The 17,535-nt window shown below is 43.9% G+C and carries 12 protein-coding genes and 1 pseudogene; 4 read left to right on the top strand and 9 right to left on the bottom strand.

All coding sequences use genetic code 11. From position 1 onward, the window contains the following. Nucleotides 1–52: 52 nt before the first annotated feature. Together ABNE31_RS11885 and ABNE31_RS11880 are read right to left on the bottom strand one after the other, a co-directional pair. Nucleotides 53–1,339: an amidohydrolase gene (locus tag ABNE31_RS11885; protein WP_349351289.1), complete on the bottom strand. Its 1,287-nt coding sequence runs from the start codon at nucleotides 1,337–1,339 to the stop codon at nucleotides 53–55. 12 nt (nucleotides 1,340–1,351) lie between these two features. Further along, nucleotides 1,352–1,891: a DsrE family protein gene (locus ABNE31_RS11880; protein ID WP_179383797.1), complete on the bottom strand. Its 540-nt coding sequence runs from the start codon at nucleotides 1,889–1,891 to the stop codon at nucleotides 1,352–1,354. A gap of 139 nt (nucleotides 1,892–2,030) precedes the next feature. On the opposite strand from ABNE31_RS11880, the pseudogene ABNE31_RS11875 reads away from it, so the two are divergent. Together ABNE31_RS11875 and ABNE31_RS11870 are read left to right on the top strand one after the other, a co-directional pair. Continuing rightward, nucleotides 2,031–4,357 (top strand): annotated as a pseudogene (locus ABNE31_RS11875) (UvrD-helicase domain-containing protein). Nucleotides 4,358–4,496: 139 nt separating this feature from the next. Continuing rightward, nucleotides 4,497–6,725: a hypothetical protein gene (locus ABNE31_RS11870; RefSeq protein WP_349351288.1), complete on the top strand. Its 2,229-nt coding sequence runs from the start codon at nucleotides 4,497–4,499 to the stop codon at nucleotides 6,723–6,725. A gap of 3 nt (nucleotides 6,726–6,728) precedes the next feature. Here ABNE31_RS11870 and ABNE31_RS11865 read toward each other — a convergent pair whose 3' ends face one another. Next, nucleotides 6,729–7,328 carry a hypothetical protein gene (locus ABNE31_RS11865; protein WP_349351287.1) on the bottom strand — a complete coding sequence of 200 codons (600 nt, stop codon included), beginning with the start codon at nucleotides 7,326–7,328 and terminating at the stop codon, nucleotides 6,729–6,731. Nucleotides 7,329–7,545: 217 nt separating this feature from the next. Here ABNE31_RS11865 and ABNE31_RS11860 point away from each other — a divergent pair, with 217 nt between their 5' ends. Next, entirely contained in the window at nucleotides 7,546–8,166 is a 621-nt protein-coding gene (locus ABNE31_RS11860; RefSeq protein ID WP_179383793.1) for an L-threonylcarbamoyladenylate synthase, read from the top strand. 61 nt (nucleotides 8,167–8,227) lie between these two features. Here ABNE31_RS11860 and ABNE31_RS11855 read toward each other — a convergent pair whose 3' ends face one another. The 3 genes from ABNE31_RS11855 to ABNE31_RS11845 all read right to left on the bottom strand — a co-directional run bounded on the left by ABNE31_RS11855 (nucleotide 8,228) and on the right by ABNE31_RS11845 (nucleotide 10,656). Further along, entirely contained in the window at nucleotides 8,228–9,100 is an 873-nt protein-coding gene (locus ABNE31_RS11855) for an OmpA family protein (RefSeq protein WP_179383792.1), read from the bottom strand. 95 nt (nucleotides 9,101–9,195) lie between these two features. After that, complete coding sequence (locus ABNE31_RS11850) at nucleotides 9,196–10,197, bottom strand: glycosyltransferase family 2 protein (RefSeq protein ID WP_349351286.1); 1,002 nt, start codon at nucleotides 10,195–10,197, stop codon at nucleotides 9,196–9,198. 12 nt (nucleotides 10,198–10,209) lie between these two features. Next, nucleotides 10,210–10,656, bottom strand: a complete 447-nt coding sequence (locus ABNE31_RS11845) for a type I restriction enzyme HsdR N-terminal domain-containing protein (RefSeq protein ID WP_293288069.1) — start codon at nucleotides 10,654–10,656, stop codon at nucleotides 10,210–10,212. A gap of 26 nt (nucleotides 10,657–10,682) precedes the next feature. Between ABNE31_RS11845 and holA the strand changes: the two genes are divergently transcribed. Next, nucleotides 10,683–11,684: a DNA polymerase III subunit delta gene (gene holA / locus ABNE31_RS11840; protein WP_349351285.1), complete on the top strand. Its 1,002-nt coding sequence runs from the start codon at nucleotides 10,683–10,685 to the stop codon at nucleotides 11,682–11,684. A 2-nt stretch (nucleotides 11,685–11,686) separates the two neighbouring features. Here the strand turns inward: holA and ABNE31_RS11835 are convergent, their stop codons facing one another. The 3 genes from ABNE31_RS11835 to ABNE31_RS11825 all read right to left on the bottom strand — a co-directional run bounded on the left by ABNE31_RS11835 (nucleotide 11,687) and on the right by ABNE31_RS11825 (nucleotide 17,535). Continuing rightward, on the bottom strand, nucleotides 11,687–12,064 hold the full coding sequence (locus ABNE31_RS11835) for a DoxX family protein (protein WP_293282506.1): 378 nt from the start codon (nucleotides 12,062–12,064) through the stop codon (nucleotides 11,687–11,689). Between the two features lie 97 nt (nucleotides 12,065–12,161). Beyond that, a complete protein-coding gene (locus tag ABNE31_RS11830; RefSeq protein ID WP_349351284.1) occupies nucleotides 12,162–14,573 on the bottom strand; it encodes a thiamine pyrophosphate-dependent enzyme in 2,412 nt (803 codons plus the stop codon). A 157-nt stretch (nucleotides 14,574–14,730) separates the two neighbouring features. Further along, a complete protein-coding gene (locus ABNE31_RS11825; protein WP_349351283.1) occupies nucleotides 14,731–17,535 on the bottom strand; it encodes a metalloprotease in 2,805 nt (934 codons plus the stop codon).

Raw genomic sequence — 17,535 nt, 5'->3', positions numbered from 1 at the left:
AAATTCCAAACGGATGGGGATATTGGGGCTCATTAGGTATCTTAAAGTTGGTCTATTTGCTTCTATCCAAATAATCCAATGCGATTTCCGTCATGGCTTTTACCCCTAGCTGCAGGCCACTATCATCAATTTTAAAGTCAGGAGTGTGGTGCGGAAAATGATCATCTGGGCCAGCATTGGGGTCCTTTCCCCCCAAAATATAAAAGAAGCCCGGAATTTTCTCCTGATAAAACGAAAAATCCTCTGCTCCGGTTATGGCCTTGATCAAATGCACGTTGTCTTCTCCTGCCACTTGTTGCAAACTGGGCAGTGAAGCAGCGGTAAGGTCTACATCATTGTAAGTGATAGGCACCCCTTTGTCAATTTCCACAATGGCCTCGGCACGGTAAGCTTTGGCAATGGTGGATGCCATTCCTTTCATTCGTTCGTTAACCTGCTTTTGCATATCGTAATCCAAGGTTCGAATGGTTCCGATGAGTTCGGCACTTTCCGGAATGATGTTGTTTCGGACCCCTCCACTTATTTTTCCAACGGTGATTACTGCGGCCTCCTTGGTCAGTTCCAATTCGCGACTAATGATAGATTGGAATCCATCCACAATTTTGGAAGCGACGTAAATCGGGTCAACACCGCCCCAAGGTTGGGAACCGTGCGACTGCTTTCCTTTAATTTTTACCACAAACCGCTGGGCAGCTGCCAGAGCACCTCCTGGTTTATAGGCAATATGTCCCACAGGAAGATAGGAACCAATATGAAGCCCATAAATGGCATCCACTTTGGGATTTTCAAGCACTCCTTCCTTTACCATGAGTGCAGCACCGCCTTCCTCTCCAGGAGGTGCGCCTTCCTCGGCAGGCTGGAAAATGAATTTGACGGTTCCATGGATTTTGTCCTTGTTTTTGGCCAATACCTCGGCAGTGCCCATCAAAATGGCGATATGGGTATCATGCCCACAGGCGTGCATAACGCCCACCTCTTCGCCCAAGTATTCAGATTTCACTTCTGATTTAAAGGGCAAATCGTTACGTTCGGTAACGGGTAGCGCATCAATGTCAGCCCTCAAAGCAACCACTTTTCCAGGATGGTCTCCCTTGAGCAAACCTACAACGCCCGTATGTGCAACTCCTGTTTGCACTTCCATCCCCAAAGATTTTAGGTGCGCTGCAATTTTTTCAGCGGTCTTGAACTCGCGGTTACTGAGCTCTGGATGTTGGTGGATGTCGCGTCGCCATTCGATGACTTTCGATTCCACGGCGGCAATATCATTTTCAAGTCCATGTTCTTGGGCATATATACCCATACTTGCGAAACATACGGCAAGTGCTAAAAATTTCTTCATAATTGTGTTGGTTTAAAGGTTAATAGGTCGGTATCCTTGGTTTTGTAGCTGAATGTTGGCTGTCATGGCCGATAGGGCTATTTTCACCCCTGGAATGAGTTCTTCCTTGGGTAGGTCCCTGGTTTTTGAGGACTGCCCGCACATGATCACCTCCACATTGGCTTCCATTAATTGCTCCACAAGCTCACGGTTGGGATTAGGAACACCATAACGTTGTTGATGGCCTTCATCGGTCAATAGGTTCCTGGCAGCCGTCCCATGAACGATTAGGGCTACCTTTAGTTGAGAGGCTGGCACACCATGCTGTGCATGCATGTTTAAAAAGCGGGCAACGGTGTTTAGGTTTCTGTTGACCTCGGTGTCGGATTCCGGACCAACCTTTACATCAAAAACCACTTTGAACTCCTGCGATTTGTCCGTTGCAAAGTCGGGATTTTCAATTTCCCAAACGGCACCGTAGTCCTGAATGATGGGACCTGTTTGGGTCTGCTGTGAAAACGCATAAAATCCTGTAAAAAAAAGAAGAAATACCGAAAATTGTTGAAATTTCATTGGTTATTTTAGTTGAGATGTTAAATATATTTAAAAAAGAGGCTAATTCCACGTTCACTGTTTATAAATATTGAAAGCTTGATTTCAGCAAAAGAGCAATAATGGCTAATTTCACGCCTACTTTAAAAGCTTCGAGCCCTTGAGTACTTTTTTGGATGAATTGAATGATGCGCAGCGCGCTCCCGTGCTGCACAAGGATGGTCCCCTAATGGTGATTGCCGGTGCCGGTTCTGGTAAGACCCGTGTTTTGACCTACAGGATTGCCCATTTGATGGAACAGGGCGTGGATTCCTTTAATATTTTGGCCCTTACCTTTACCAATAAGGCGGCGCGCGAAATGAAAAAGCGTATTGCCACCATTGTTGGGAATTCCGAAGCGAAAAATCTTTGGATGGGTACGTTCCACTCCGTTTTTGCCAAATTGCTTCGTTTTGATGGCGATAAACTGGGGTTTCCGAGCAACTTTACGATTTACGACACCCAAGATTCACAACGCTTGATTGCATCCATCATCAAGGAAATGGGACTGGACAAGGATGTGTACAAGTACAAACAGGTGCAGAACCGAATTTCATCCTACAAAAACAGTTTGATTACCGTTAAGGCATATTTTCAAAATCCAGAATTGATGGAGGCCGATGCCATGGCCAAGCGACCTCGATTGGGAGAAATCTACCAAAACTACGTGGACCGCTGTTTTAAGGCAGGTGCGATGGATTTTGACGACCTTTTGTTGCGCACCAATGAGCTCTTGACCCGATTTCCTGAGGTGTTGATGAAATATCAGGACCGTTTCCGATATATTTTGGTGGATGAGTATCAGGATACCAATCATTCCCAGTATTTGATCGTGAAGGCATTGTCCGACCGCTACCAAAACATTTGTGTGGTGGGTGACGATGCCCAAAGTATCTATTCCTTCCGAGGGGCGAACATCAGCAATATCCTCAATTTTCAACGGGATTATGATGATGTGGCCGTTTACCGTTTGGAACAAAATTATCGTTCCACCAAGAATATTGTAAACGCAGCCAATTCCATCATTGCCAACAACAAAAATCAGCTGGAGAAAAATGTTTGGACTTCAAATGACGATGGAGGACTTATAAAAATACATCGAAGCGTAACCGATGCAGAGGAAGGACGATATGTGGCGGGTTCCATTTTTGAGAATAAGATGCAACAACAGATGCAGAACGGGGATTTTGCCGTATTGTACCGCACCAACTCCCAATCCCGAGCTATTGAGGATGCACTTCGCAAACGTGATATTCCTTATCGGATTTACGGTGGGCTTTCCTTTTACCAACGAAAGGAGATTAAAGATGTATTGGCCTATTTACGGTTGATTGTAAACCCAAAAGATGAAGAGGCACTAAAGCGGGTGATCAACTTCCCTACGCGGGGCATTGGTCAGACGACCATTGATAGGCTAGTGGTGGCAGCGAACCATTATGGCCGCTCCATTTATGAGGTAATGGACAATCTGGACAAACTCAATTTGAACATCAATGCAGGGACCAAACGCAAATTAGCGGACTTCGTTACCATGATCAAGAGTTTCCAGATCATGAACGAGGGTTCGGATGCCTTTACGTTAGCGGAGCACGTGGCCAAGAAAACGGGACTTTTGTTGGAGTTCAAAAAAGATGGGACTCCCGAAGGGATAGCCCGAATGGAGAATATTGAGGAACTCTTGAACGGTATCAAGGACTTTGTGGAAGGTCAAAAAGAGATTGCGGATGCAACGGGCAGTTTGACGGAATTTTTGGAAGATGTGGCGCTTGCCACGGACATGGATAAGGATGTTGGCGATGATGACAGGGTCGCTTTGATGACCATTCACTTGGCCAAGGGCCTCGAGTTTCCATATGTATACATCGTGGGTATGGAAGAGGATTTGTTTCCATCGGCCATGAGCATGCACACAAGGAGCGAACTGGAGGAGGAGCGAAGGTTGTTTTATGTTGCTCTGACCAGGGCCGAAAAGCAGGCATATCTCACCTATACCCAAAACAGATATCGTTGGGGAAAATTGATTGATGCCGAACCCAGCCGTTTTTTGGAGGAAATCGAGGAGCGATATGTGGAGAACCTTACCCCGGTAAATGATGGCTATCGTTACAAATCGATAATCGATAAAAACATCTTTGGTGAAGTGGACAAAAGCAAACTGAGGCAAGTGAAGCCCAAAAATGGGACACCTCCCAGTGTGCATCAACCTAATGAAAATCAGCTGCGGAAATTGAGAAAATTAAAACCTGAGATGTCCGCACCCGCCAAACCCATGGAGCTCCTGGCCTTACTATTGGAGCCCGAGTTAATCACACACGATTTGGGATTGGAAAAATACTCAACATAGAAGGAGCGGGTAACGACAAAAAGGCAGAAATCCATTTTGACCAAGGGGGGATAAAAAAACTGTTGTTGCGTTTCGCCAAGCTGGAGGTTTTGGACAATGCCTAGGCTAAATTTTATTTTCCAATAATTGAAACCCAGCTGTTTTGAGAACTCCTTAAATAAAAGGAGTAAGTCGGTCTGGGTGGACAAAATTGTTTAAATTCAGAGCTAGATTTAGAAATTTTGACCAAACCAACCTCCCTTTATGAAAAATCTTCTGCTCAAGCCTGTTTTTATTGCCGTTGCCATCCTTGTCATCATTCTTTTTGGTGTAGCTGGATATCATTATGATGTCGGTTATCCTGCATGGGTAATGATGGCGACTGGAATCCTGATTGGTTCAATTTTGGTGATTGCCCTTAAGTTGTTGCTCACATGGATTCTTCCTTTTTTCAAAAAAATACCATTACCGCTGCTTACTTCGCTATTGGGCGGTTTAGTTTCCTTCTATTTATTGAGGGAATTTGCCTTTAGGTGGCCTTCACAGCTGTTTTATGCCTTGGTAGTATTCGGATTTATCTGTACGGCATTATTGGTTTTCGGTATATGGAACATCTTTCTAAACAACAAAAAACCATTGGGGGCTGTCCTCGCTGTAGTGGGTGTTTTGCTGACAGTTTTCGGGTTTTATGGTTTTAGCGGTCTCGACGGTGACCCTTATGCAACTGATTTATCAAAACAGGAAAACATAGATGTAACCACGCTAGCCGATATGGGAGTTCAAAATCCCTCCAATAAGGGCAATTTTGAAGTGGAGGTATTTACGTATGGTAGCGGAACCGATAAAAAACGTTCCGAATATGCCACAGCTATCAAACTGAAAACACCTACTGTGGATGCAACACGATTGCTTCCCGAGTGGAAAGGAAAAAAGAAAAAGTGGCGCGAAAAGTATTGGGGCTTTGGCGTGGATAGTTTTCCGTTGAATGCGCGTGTGTACATGCCTAAAGGCAAAGGACCATTCCCAATGGTGATGATGGTTCATGGAAACCACAGCATGCTCGATTATTCCGATGGTGGTTACGCCTATTTAGGAAAGCTCTTGGCAAGTAGGGGCATTATTGGGGTTTCGGTGGATGAGAACTTTATCAACGGGCACTGGTCTGGCGATTTTATGGGAAAGGAAATGCCAACACGGGGTTGGCTGCTATTGAAACATTTGGAACAATGGAGGGAATGGAACAATGGTGTTTCACCTGAATTAAAAGGGAAAGTGGATTTGGACAATGTTGTTCTGGTGGGACACTCAAGAGGAGGAGAGGCCGTATCCATTGCAGCGGCTTTTAACCAACTGGACAGGTTCCCGGATAATGGCAATGAAATTTTTGATTTTGATTTTGGGATCAAGGGCATTGTGACGATTGCGCCAACAGACTATCGGTATAATCGGGAGATAAGCCTTAAGGATATCAACTATTTGTCCATTCAAGGAGCCTTCGATTCGGATGAGACCAGTTTTTGGGGAATGCGGCCGTACCATCGTTTGGCGTTCTCAGAGGGTTTTGAGGGATTTAAAGCAGGATTATATATGAACCATGCCAACCATGGCCAATTCAATTCCACTTGGGGACGTTCGGATTTCGGAGCTCCCATGAAGTGGTTGCTCAATCTTGACCCCTTGGTTACAGGTGAAGAGCAACGTCAGGTGGCCCAGGTGTATGTGAGTGCTTTTGCAGAGGCCGTGCTCAAGGGCAACACGGATTATCGCCCCATGTTCAAAAACGTGGATGTGGTGAACAATTGGCTACCAAAGGAAACCTATCGCAGTCAGTATGCGGACAATCATAAAAAAGTATTGGTCGATTTTGAAGGGGATATCGATGTGACCAAGGCATCCAACAGTATAGCATTAAATGCCAAGAACTTTAAAGTTTGGCGAGAAACGGAATTGGAGTCAAGGGATGGGGGAAGTCAGCAAAACAATGCTTTGGTGCTGGGATGGAAATACGACAAGTCAACATCTGTCGATTCCATTCCCGTCTATCAAATAGTACTTTCAGATTCACTAAAGAATTTTAGCGAGGCCGATACGCTGGCCCTTTCGATGGCGATGGGCGATATTTCCGAATTGAAATCCAGCGATGATGATGAAAAATTGGAATCACCGGAAAAAGGGTTCAATTTTAGTATTATGCTCAAGGATAGCTTGGGGAATTCGGCATCGGTTGCATTGGACCAAAGCAACAGACTTCCCGGCATTATCAAAACAAGGTTCACCAAGTTCAAGTTCCTGGATAAGGATATGATTGGTGAACCTTCCGAAGTTCAGTTGAAAAGTTGTTATGTCCCGGTTTCTGCCTTTAGGTCCCAAAATGACAGTTTGCAATTGGGTAAAGTGCAGAGCATCAATTTGGTGTTTGATAGAGACAGCTTGGGCATTGTTGTTTTGGATGATATCGGTTTTTATTCAAAAAACAGGTCTGCTGAGGAATAAATGTTACTCGTCCTCAAAGGGTTGATTATCTGCGAAAGAGGCATCTTTTAGGTCTATTGGAGTCTCTTCCAAATAGCCATTGGAAATGGAGTATCCTTTAATGGTGTTATTGGCATGCAGAAGGTAGTTTCCTTTTTTCATTGGATTGCTGCTCACCCTATGGTATATCATGGGCGTGCCGTACAAGGAGGAGGTCAACACGCCATTATCCGTTTTATAAAGGGCAATATTCTTGATTTGATTTCCTAAACAGTCCATTTTGGTACGCCAGGAGAAAACACCAAAAGTCCCATCCTCCGAAGCGGCAAATTTGACATTGGGTCGATGTGTTTTGTAGGCTTTTGCCAGTTTATCGAACTTTTCGGCGGAACGAATGTTTTCTACGATTCTCCGCATGCTTTCGTTGATGCTGACGATTTGATCCATGTTTCTGCAATCAATCGTGTCCAATTGGTTTAATTGAGTCAATAGCACCTCCAATTCATCTAAAGTATTACTGGCGTTAAAGTCGTTTTCTTTTGACTTTTTGGAAAAATCACAACTTGAACTGATCATGGAAAGGACTATGGCAATGGAAAGGATATTAAATGTTACAGATTTCATCGTTGTTCAATTTTTGGTTTAAAGGTGTGACAATTCCATCAATATTTTGGGTACCAATTGATCAATGCCCCTTTTGAATTGACGAATGCCCCCTTTTCAATTGACGGATGTATTAAATGCTATTGGGTTGTGTGTCTTATAAAAGGTTTAACAGGTAGTTTTGTGGTACCGATTTGTAGTATCTTTGTTATCAATCGATTGGATATTTTTTGCTTTTATGGCTGAATTGATCAAACTTTATGAGGAAAACCCCAACCCAAAGCAGGTTGAGAAGGTGGTAGACGTGCTACGGCAGGGCGGCTTGGTCATTTATCCAACAGATACCGTGTATGGATTGGGTTGCGATATTACCAACTCCAAGGCATTACAGCGCATTGCCCGGATAAAGGGAGTAAAGCTGGAAAAAGCAAACTGGTCCTTTATTTGTGCAGATTTGAGCAATTTGTCAGATTATGTGCGACAAATTGATAGCGCTACTTTCAAGATTCTTAAAAGAACTCTACCCGGCCCCTATACCTTTATTCTTCCGGGAAACAATAATCTTCCCAAAGATTTCAAGAAAAAGAAAACGGTGGGTATCCGTGTACCGGACAATTCCATTGCCAGAGCTTTGGTAACTGGGCTGGGACACCCTATTGTTTCCACCTCTATTCGGGATGACGATGATATTCTGGAGTATACCACAGATCCTGAGCTCATCTTTGAAAAATGGCAGAACCTTGTGGATGTTGTGATCGATGGGGGATATGGCGACAATGTGGCCTCCACGGTAATCGACCTTTCTGGGGATACACCCGAAGTGATACGAGAGGGCAAGGGCAGTCTTGAAATTTATTGATAACTGTATATAAAAAAAGCGGCCTAATTGGCCGCTTTTCTTTTTTAGCTATTGCCATAACTTATTTACCGGTACCTCCGATGGCAGGATCTTTCATTCCTTCTTCGATCATGTTATAGAACTGATCGATTTTTGGAAGTACAACGATTCTTGTTCTTCTGTTTTTGGCTCTGTTTGCAGAGGTATCGTTGCTTACCAATGGTACGTAGTAGCTACGTCCGGCAGCAGTCATTCTAGCAGGGTCTACACCAAAATCGTTTTGTAGGATACGAACAACGGATGTGGCTCTTTTGGCACTCAAATCCCAGTTGTCCAATAAAACACCGCTTCTGTATGGTACGTTGTCGGTATGACCTTCTACCATAAACTCAAAGTCTGGTTTGTTGTTCACCACTTTGGCAACTTTTCCAAGTACTTCTTTTGCAGCACTGGTTACGTTGTAGCTTCCGCTTCTGAACAACAATTTATCGGAAATGGAAACAAATACCACGCCTTTTTCAACACTGATTTCGATGTCGTCGTCGTCCAAATTGCCCAATACACCTTTCAAGCTCTGTACCAATGCAAGGTTTACAGAGTCTCTGCGGGTAACGGCATCTTGCAACTTTCTGATGGTAAGGTCCTTTTCACGTAGGCTTTCCAATGACTTTTCAAGGTTTTCGGCACCTTTTGTGGTCAAAGTGGTCAAGTTGCCCATGTTGTTGATGAGCTCTTGGTTATTTGCCTTAAGGAATGCGTTTTGGTCTTCGAGGGTTTTCAACCTAGAGTCAGCAGTAGCTTTTTCTTCCAAGCAATCGTTCAATTTAACGGTTGCAGAGTTCAATAGGTCTTGGGTTTCTTTGTGTTTGGCCTCCAGTTCAGCGTATTTCTTCTGCGATACGCAAGAGGATAAAAGAACGGTCATTGCCAATGTTCCTAAAAGAAATTTTTTCATAGTTCAGAATATAATTTAAGGATTGTTAGATATATCAAATTTGAAAAACTCAACCAAAATTAGATAAAAAGCAAGGCTCGCTTATTTCGGTATCGTTAATCTTTTACTAAAATGTTAAAATTCTTTATTTGATGTACGAAATAGGACCACACTATGGATGTCGCCACATAATATTTTAATATAAAATTAGCTTTTTCCCGCTTTCTGTACATTTTGATAAAGTTACCATAAAAACTGAAATGTGCCCTTAAGATGGCAAAGCAATGATCGAATTTTAATTGGAAGATAAAACGGAGGGCAGCGATGGCATCTAACAATAGGCGGATAAACACAATGGGCCATGCCTGTCTCCTCGGTAGATTTTTTGTGATGGAATACAATGAGTTCCTAAAATTGAGGAAAGTTTTTTTGGGGTTCATGTTGGATAGGGTGCTGCCCCCTAAGTGATATACATGGCTATGCCCTACATAAAACACTTTGTGCCCGGCATTCTGTGCACGCCAGCAAAGGTCGATTTCCTCTTGATGGGCAAAATAATCCTCATCAAAACCGCCAAGTGACCAAAACACATCGCTTTTGATGAACATGCAAGCTCCTGTGGCCCAAAACACTTCTCTGATGTCATCATATTGACCCTCATCTTTTTCAATGGTCTGAAATATACGTCCCCGACAGAACGGATACCCAAATTTATCCAAAAATCCGCCTGCAGCTCCGGCATATTCAAAGTGGTCCTTTTGCATCAAATCCAATATTTTGGGTTGAATGATGGCCGCCTCTGGTTGGGTACTAAAGGTATTTTGGATAGGTTCCAGCCAATCAGGGGTCACTTCAACATCCGAATTCAAGAGACAATACACATCTGCCTTTACGTGCTGCAAACCTTCGTTGTACCCTTTGGCAAATCCGCCATTGGAACTGTTCTGTATGATGTTGATGTTGGGGTAGTGCTGTGCAACATACGCCACCGAACCATCGGTACTGGCATTGTCCACCACATAAACATCCGTTCCTTTGGAATATTCAAGGACCGAAGGCAGGAACCTTTCGAGCAGGGCCTCTCCATTCCAGTTGAGTATGACTACGGCGATTTTCAAAACGGAGGCAAATTAACGGCTAAAATCAGGAATATCCTCTAAAAACCTATACTTTTCATTCACATGGTCCATTTCGCAATAATAATGGTCCAAACCATTGGTGACCATCAGGTGCTGGGCCTCCAATTGATAATTGTACTGGGCTATCTGGTCAAATGTCGCCTGGGTAATCCTCACTTCCGGTGCCTTGCACTCAATTAACAAAAATATGGAGCCGTCAGGATTGTAGACCACCACGTCATACCTTTTTTTAAGTTCGTTCACTAGGAGCTGTTTCTCAACGTTGATAAGGCTTTTGGGGTAGTTTTTTGTGAACACCAAATACCGGAGCACATGCTGCCGTACCCATTCTTCGGGTTGGAGTACCACAAACTTTTTACGGATACCGTCAAAAATGTACTGTCTATTTTGGCTATTTTTGATTCGAAATGAGTATGGTGGAAAGTTAAGGTCTTGCATAAGACAAAACTGGTGAAATATTTTCAATGGACAAAGTAAAGGAAATCGTATCGGAAATTAAGCAGGGAAGCCCAAAGCCCATTTATTTTTTAATGGGGGAGGAGCCCTATTACATTGATCGTATTTCGCAGTTCATAGCCGAAAACGTGCTAACGGAGGATGAGCGTGGTTTTAATCAAATGGTGCTTTATGGAAAGGATACCTCAATCGATGAAGTGGTCGCCAATGCCAAGCGTTTTCCCATGATGGCGCAGTATCAGGTGGTAATCGTTAAAGAAGCGCAACACCTATCCCGTACCATTGAGCAGTTGGTACCTTATGCCGAAAACCCCCAACAGACCACGATTTTGGTACTCTGTTACAAATACAAAAAGCTCGACAAGCGAAAAAAGCTCTACAAGGCCATTCAGAAAAAGGGAGAGCTGTTTGAGAGCAAAAAGCTTTACGAGAATCAGGTGGCCGACTGGATTCGAAGAACCCTTGGCGGCAAGCAATACAGAATTTCCCCCAAGGCGTGCATTATGCTTGTGGAGTTTTTGGGAACAGACCTCAGTAAAATCAGCAATGAACTGGACAAGTTGACCTTGATCGTACCGCCGAATGTAGAGATTACCCCTGAATTGGTTGAGGAGCATATTGGCATCAGTAAGGATTTCAACAACTTTGAATTAAAAAAGGCCATTGGAGAGCGGGATGTTAAAAAGGCCTCGCGGATCATAGACTATTTTGCACAAAACCCTAAGGACAATCCCTTTGTAGTGACGGTTACCTTGTTGAACACCTTTTTTACGCAATTGCTACAGTACCATGGCCTAAAGGATCATTCACCGGGCAATGTGGCCAAGGTATTGGGCGTGAGCCCTTACTTTGTAAATGAGTATGTGGTAGCGGCGCGAAACTATCCCATGAAAAGGGTGAGCGGGGTTATCTCCAGCCTAAGAAAATTGGATTTAAAGGGCAAAGGTGTGGGAGCCAGCAATATGGCGCAGGCCGATTTGCTGAAAGAACTCTTGTCCGAAATACTCTAAGCTTACTTTTTGTCCACACTGTATTTACCAGGCCCCAGCAGCATGATCACTACAAAAATGGTAAGGTAAAGCAATGCCATTTCCTTTTTGCCAAAGGGGTCTGCCCCATGAATCATAAAGCCTGCAACGAACATGGTGATTGCGGTTGGAATAGCTGCCCATCTGGTTTTAAATCCAATAATGATAAGTAACGGGCACACAAATTCGGCTACAACCGTCAAAAATAGGGAAGGAGCCTGTCCAATACCAAAAGGATTGGCGAATTCAGTATTCCCGTTGATAAGGTTCATCAATTTGGGATAACCGTGGGTCAGCATAAAAGCAGATGGTACAATTCGAAGTATGGCCAGCCCAAGGTGAATCAGAGTGTTATTTTTCATGTGGGGAAATTTAATCCACGTGAAAATATAAATTATGTTTTAAATAGAACAACATAAATTAATGAAAAGGTGCTTTGAGTTGACGGATGTAGAAAAATCACCTCAATTCAGGGTATGATTTTGGGTCCACTTCGTGCATGATTTGGTACACTTTCTCAAAAATATCCTCAGCATTGGGTTTGGAAAAATAATCACCATCCGAAGCATAGGCAGGTCTGTGCGCCTTGGCGGAAAGGGTTTGTGGTGCGCTGTCCAAATAACGATACCCGCCTTGTTTCTCCACTACTTCTTGAAGCAGATATGCGGAGCATCCACCCGGTACATCTTCGTCGATGACCAACAGTCGGTTTGTTTTTTGGAGGCTTTTCACCACATCATGGTCCAAATCAAAAGGGAGCAGTGACTGGGCGTCGATGACTTCGGCATCAATACCGACCTCCAGCAGGTCTTGGGCTACTTTTTCCACAATACGAAGTGTGGAACCATAGGATAACAGCGTAATATCGTTTCCTTCCTTCAAGGTTTCCACCTTTCCGATAGGTGTGCAAAATTCACCCAGATTGGAAGGTTTCTTTTCTTTGAGGCGGTAACCGTTCAGGCTTTCGATGACCAAGGCTGGTTCATCACTTTTCATCAAGGTATTGTAAAAACCTGCGGCCTGCGTCATGTTCCTTGGCGTCAAAATGTACATTCCGCGCAGTAAATGAATCAGTCCGCCCATAGGTGAGCCTGAATGCCAGATACCTTCCAAGCGGTGCCCTCGTGTACGAACGATGAGAGGGGCTTTTTGCTTGCCAACGGTCCGGTACATCAAGGTCGCAAGGTCATCGCTTAAGGTTTGTACGGCATACAGAATGTAATCCAAATATTGTATTTCGGCAATGGGTCGCAGTCCGCGCATGGCCATTCCAATCCCTTGGCCAATAATGGTAGTTTCACGGATTCCGGTATCGGCAATTCGCAATTCACCATATTTTTTCTGAAGTCCTTCGAGCCCTTGGTTAACGTCCCCAATATTACCCGTATCCTCACCAAAAATCAAAGCTTCTGGATATTGGGAGAAAAGGGAGTCAAAATTATCCCTTAATATGATCCTGCCATCCACTTCTTCGGCATCATCAGCATATGATGGAGGAATAGGGGCAATGTTGGTAGCCTTGTTACCCACTTCATTATATAGGTGTGAGCTGTATTGTGGTTCGTTGGTGGCCAAAAATTGGTTGACCCACTGTTGAAGTTGTTTTTTTTCTGCGAAGGATTCACCCAACAAATAACGGAGTGCCTGTCTGGATTTGGATGCCAAATCCTTTTTTAAGGGCTCTTCAATTGCGATCAAATCATTTTTCAATTTGTTGATGAACGCCCTATTGGCACTTTGATTGGCGACTTTTTCGAGCAATACGACCAATTCTTTTTTGGCAGCGAGTTGTGGCCTTAAAAATTCGGACCAAGCTTCTTTTTTGGCAGAACGGACTTTGTGTTTGATGTCTCGTTCCAGTTTTTTCAAATCCTCTTCGGTACTGATGCCGTTTTCCAGAATCCACTCCCTGAACCGTTTGTTACAATCGTTTTCGCGTTCCCATTCCAAACGTTCCGCCGATTTATATCTTTCATGGGACCCGGAAGTGGAATGCCCCTGAGGCTGGGTGAGTTCCGTAACGTGAATGAGCACGGGCACGTGGTTTTCACGTGCAATATCCGATGCGTTCTCGAACGTATGGATAAGGGCGGTATAATCCCATCCCTTCACCTTGAGGATTTCGTAGCCGTTGTTTTCATCGTCCCGTTGCAGTCCGCTCAGTGCTTCTGAGATATCACCTTTGGTGGTATGGAACTCAGAAGGCACGGAAATACCGTAGTCATCGTCCCAAACACTTATCACCATGGGAACCTGCATGACTCCTGCGGCGTTCAAGGTCTCAAAAAAATGACCCTCGCTGGTACTTGCGTTTCCAATGGTACCCCAGGCCACTTCATTTCCGTTTTTGGAAAAGTTGGTCTGGTCAATGCCCTCTACGTGGCGATATATTTTGGAGGCTTGGGCCAATCCCAACAATCGTGGCATCTGCCCTGCGGTACAGGAAATATCCGCACTGCTATTTTTTTGTTCGGTAAGGTTTTTCCAAGTCCCGTCCTCGTTCAAACTGTGCGTTACAAAGTGCCCTCCCATTTGCCTTCCGGCACTCATGGGTTCCTTTTCAAGGTCGGTAGTGGCATACAATCCATGAAAGAAAGCTTTTGGTGTCAAGTGCCCCAATGCCATCATAAAGGTCTGGTCGCGGTAGTATCCGCTCCTAAAATCACCATCTTGGAATGCCCGGGCCATTGCCAGTTGGGGAAGTTCTTTTCCGTCTCCAAAAATTCCAAATTTGGCTTTGCCTGAAAGTACTTCCCTTCGTCCTAGAACACTACATTCCCTGCTGGTGACGGCTGTCTCATAATCTTGAAGAATCTGGGACTTAAAATCGTCAAAAGAAATATCGCTGCTTGTACTAGGATTAGGTTTCATGGACTGATTAAGATTTCTGCGAAATTACTAAAAATCCGTCTAAATAGCAATATTGAACGGTGTTAATAAAATTAAATACCCTCAATAATTTATCACAATAAATGGTGATTTTGTAAAAAACACCCCAAAATAAGCGACTGCATTGTCAAATTGATAATTAAAACCACTTTCGGGTAAATAGCCCGGTAAGTGTTCTAGGACTTAAGGTAACAATAAATCGGATACGTTGTCCATAGTCGTTTTGCGCAATTTCCCAACCTCTGTTGGAATACACGGGAAAGTAAAGTTCAAAGTAATCCGTGACCAAGTTGAGACGGATACCGGAGTCGTAAACAAAACGGGTGTTCTCTCCTTTATTTTTTATAAAGCCAACATCCCCATAAGCCTCGATCCAACGCCAAATGTTGGTGCTGGCATTGGTGGTGGCAATCCAATCGTTCGCAAATGGATTCTCTAACTTTGATTTGAATCCTCCTTCAGCAATGATTACCTGTTGACTGTAGATTCCGGAATCTTCCGACCTACCCAAATAGGCAAGGTCGAACATATAATCCGTAGGTCTGTCCAGTGCAAAGCTAAAAAAGTTGGAATTCGTGGTATTGCGCAAAAACTTTCCTGCGTAGAAGCGAAGGTTCAACTGCCTATTGCTCTGGAAGAGTTTTCGGTATTCCCATTCGAACGCCAGCTTGCTGAACTCACTGGAATGTTGTGCATCTATGGACCAAGAGGAGTAATTGATTATGCTGTTGTCCACATCGGTAAAGCGTGCATTCAACACCCCATAATCAGGGTCGGTCTCCAGTTCTCCCTGTAAACTCTCATCAATGCTCCTAAACACATTCCGGTACCTTAAAAGAAGATATTGCCTTCGGTTGGACAATAAATCGTTGGGGCGCCATCCAAAACTAATGGCCGGCGTTACCGTAGAAAACCTTGAATTTTGCTCAAAATGGGAAGTGGAGGCCGAGAAGGAGTAGTTGGTCACAAAAAGACCTGTTTTGTTATGATATTTCCGATATCGGAATCCCACTTTACCCACCATGGTGCGTTCCAAAAAGGAATAGGTGGGGGCTATATCATATTCAAATGGGCGCTCCAAGAAGGTTTTGTTGTACAATCGCAACCCTGGGGTTACACCGTCATAAAGGTTAAAGTTCATGATGGGCACATAAAACACCTGATTGTAATAAGGGTCTTCGGTATCCTTAAAAAATTGAAACTTTAGTTTTTTATTGCTGGAAAACCATCCATTCAAGGTTTTCCAATTATCCCGTTGGTTGAATTCCGGGATCTTTTGGTCGTAGTTCAACACCAAACGGTCTTCACTTCCTCGCGGAATGGTAAAGCTCTTGGTGGAATCAATATTGCTGAACCAGTATTGGGAGACTACAGAGTCGTTCTCCAGTCCAAAAAGCGATATCGGCACATTGGTTCCCCGCTTGTTCTTGAGCATAAAGGTGATGGAATCCTCGGTTTTTTCAACACTCTTGATCTTGAAATCAATCTTTTTATCCGAGCCTACATATTCCTCAAAAAACCAATCCACCTCCTTATCCGCATATTTTTCAATGGTTTTTCTAAAGTCCGCAGCACTTACTCTTTGCTGCTGTTTGTAGTTTTTATAAAAGTCCAACACCGTACTGTCTATCTTCTTTTCGCCCAAATAGGCCGATAGGTAGGACATTCCCAATCCAGCCTTATAGCCGTTGGCAATACGTTCGTTGAACTTGATCAGGGAGTCATTCGAAGTGGTCAATGCCTGGTCGATGTTCTTTCGGGCCGAAAGCATGCTGAAAAGTGCATATTGCTCGTTAAAATCCATTTTGGCCAAATGAAAGCTCCTTACGCCCCAAATTCTGGAAAGCTTCCCTATCAGTTTTTGGTCGGGATAGAACTCTTCCACGTATTTGATCATCAAGTAATACCCAATGGCATCGTTTACCCAGCGTTCCTTTCTCGGATTCAAATAGAGCGATTCTTTCAAGTAGCTTCGGATAGCCGTTTTGAGAAACTTCATCTCAAACTGGAACTGTTCTTCGTAAGGTCTGATGAAAGAAGGCAACTGATTGATGCCGTAGAGCGGCGAGCGGTTGTAGTCAAATTCAGAAACCAACAGGTTTCCGTGCGGATAGGAACCCATATTTTCTTGAAGGAACTGCGCAATTTTTAAAATGGAGATGCCCTGTGCAATTTCCTCATATTTGTTCGATTCGATATCCGTGGAAACGGTGACGAAGTCGGTGACGTGCTTGGTGAAACGGTCATCCACGGTCAAAATGATCTCACAGTTTTTTCTATTGTCCCCGATCAATTGCGTGTATTGCCCATTTGGAAACCCTGAAACGCTCGACTTTCTATAATTTGACACCAAAAACAGGTTTTCGGGAAAGGTAAAGTTGATTCGGGTATTGGTCACATCAGTATAAATATCGTTCAGGTTGATGTTGTTGTACAGATGCCATTCCCCGTCAAAAACAGCAGGGGAAAAATACCAATCCTTTAAATGGTAACCCCCATCATCCCGATGTCCGTATCCGGTAAATTTGGCGCTCGGCAGTTTGATGGTGTAGGTGAAAAAGAGTTGTATGGATTCATTGGGTTTTAGGACTTCGTTCAGGTTGACGGTGATAAAATCCGAATTGCCTTCCCTTTTCCAGTCCAATCCAACATAGTTGTTGTCCACTATAGTCTTGATGGTAGTATAGCCTCTTTCCCTATCCTTTGCCAAGTGCAAACTTCTGTTGAACTCCTCCCCAAAACGTTTGGCAAGAGCCGTGTTTTTATTGGAGTAGGCATGGTTCCAATCGTTGAAATAAAGGGTAGACAGTCCTTTGTCCGATTGGTTGTGGTACGTAAAGTGTTGCCGAATACGTATTTGGTTCGTTGGGTCGTCCAAAGTGGCCACTATCTCGTTGGTGTGCTGTCCCCAAAGTTGGGGGCACAAAAAGGATAAAACGAGCAA

It is taken from the genome of Flagellimonas sp. MMG031 (assembly GCF_040112705.1).
Classification (GTDB): Bacteria; Bacteroidota; Bacteroidia; order Flavobacteriales; family Flavobacteriaceae; genus Flagellimonas.
The sequence above is the reverse complement of the archived record's forward strand: the minus strand, read 5'-3'. Positions and strand labels throughout refer to the sequence as shown.

What these genes read in the sequence shown, in the direction of transcription:
- ABNE31_RS11845 (WP_293288069.1), bottom strand. Translation starts at nt 10,656, where the DNA reads ATGCAAGACCTTAACTTTCCACCATACTCATTTCGAATCAAAAATAGC.
- ABNE31_RS11885 (WP_349351289.1), bottom strand. Translation starts at nt 1,339, where the DNA reads ATGAAGAAATTTTTAGCACTTGCCGTATGTTTCGCAAGTATGGGTATA.
- holA (WP_349351285.1), top strand. Translation starts at nt 10,683, where the DNA reads ATGGACAAAGTAAAGGAAATCGTATCGGAAATTAAGCAGGGAAGCCCA.
- ABNE31_RS11860 (WP_179383793.1), top strand. Translation starts at nt 7,546, where the DNA reads ATGGCTGAATTGATCAAACTTTATGAGGAAAACCCCAACCCAAAGCAG.
- ABNE31_RS11855 (WP_179383792.1), bottom strand. Translation starts at nt 9,100, where the DNA reads ATGAAAAAATTTCTTTTAGGAACATTGGCAATGACCGTTCTTTTATCC.
- ABNE31_RS11830 (WP_349351284.1), bottom strand. Translation starts at nt 14,573, where the DNA reads ATGAAACCTAATCCTAGTACAAGCAGCGATATTTCTTTTGACGATTTT.
- ABNE31_RS11880 (WP_179383797.1), bottom strand. Translation starts at nt 1,891, where the DNA reads ATGAAATTTCAACAATTTTCGGTATTTCTTCTTTTTTTTACAGGATTT.
- ABNE31_RS11870 (WP_349351288.1), top strand. Translation starts at nt 4,497, where the DNA reads ATGAAAAATCTTCTGCTCAAGCCTGTTTTTATTGCCGTTGCCATCCTT.
- ABNE31_RS11865 (WP_349351287.1), bottom strand. Translation starts at nt 7,328, where the DNA reads ATGAAATCTGTAACATTTAATATCCTTTCCATTGCCATAGTCCTTTCC.
- ABNE31_RS11835 (WP_293282506.1), bottom strand. Translation starts at nt 12,064, where the DNA reads ATGAAAAATAACACTCTGATTCACCTTGGGCTGGCCATACTTCGAATT.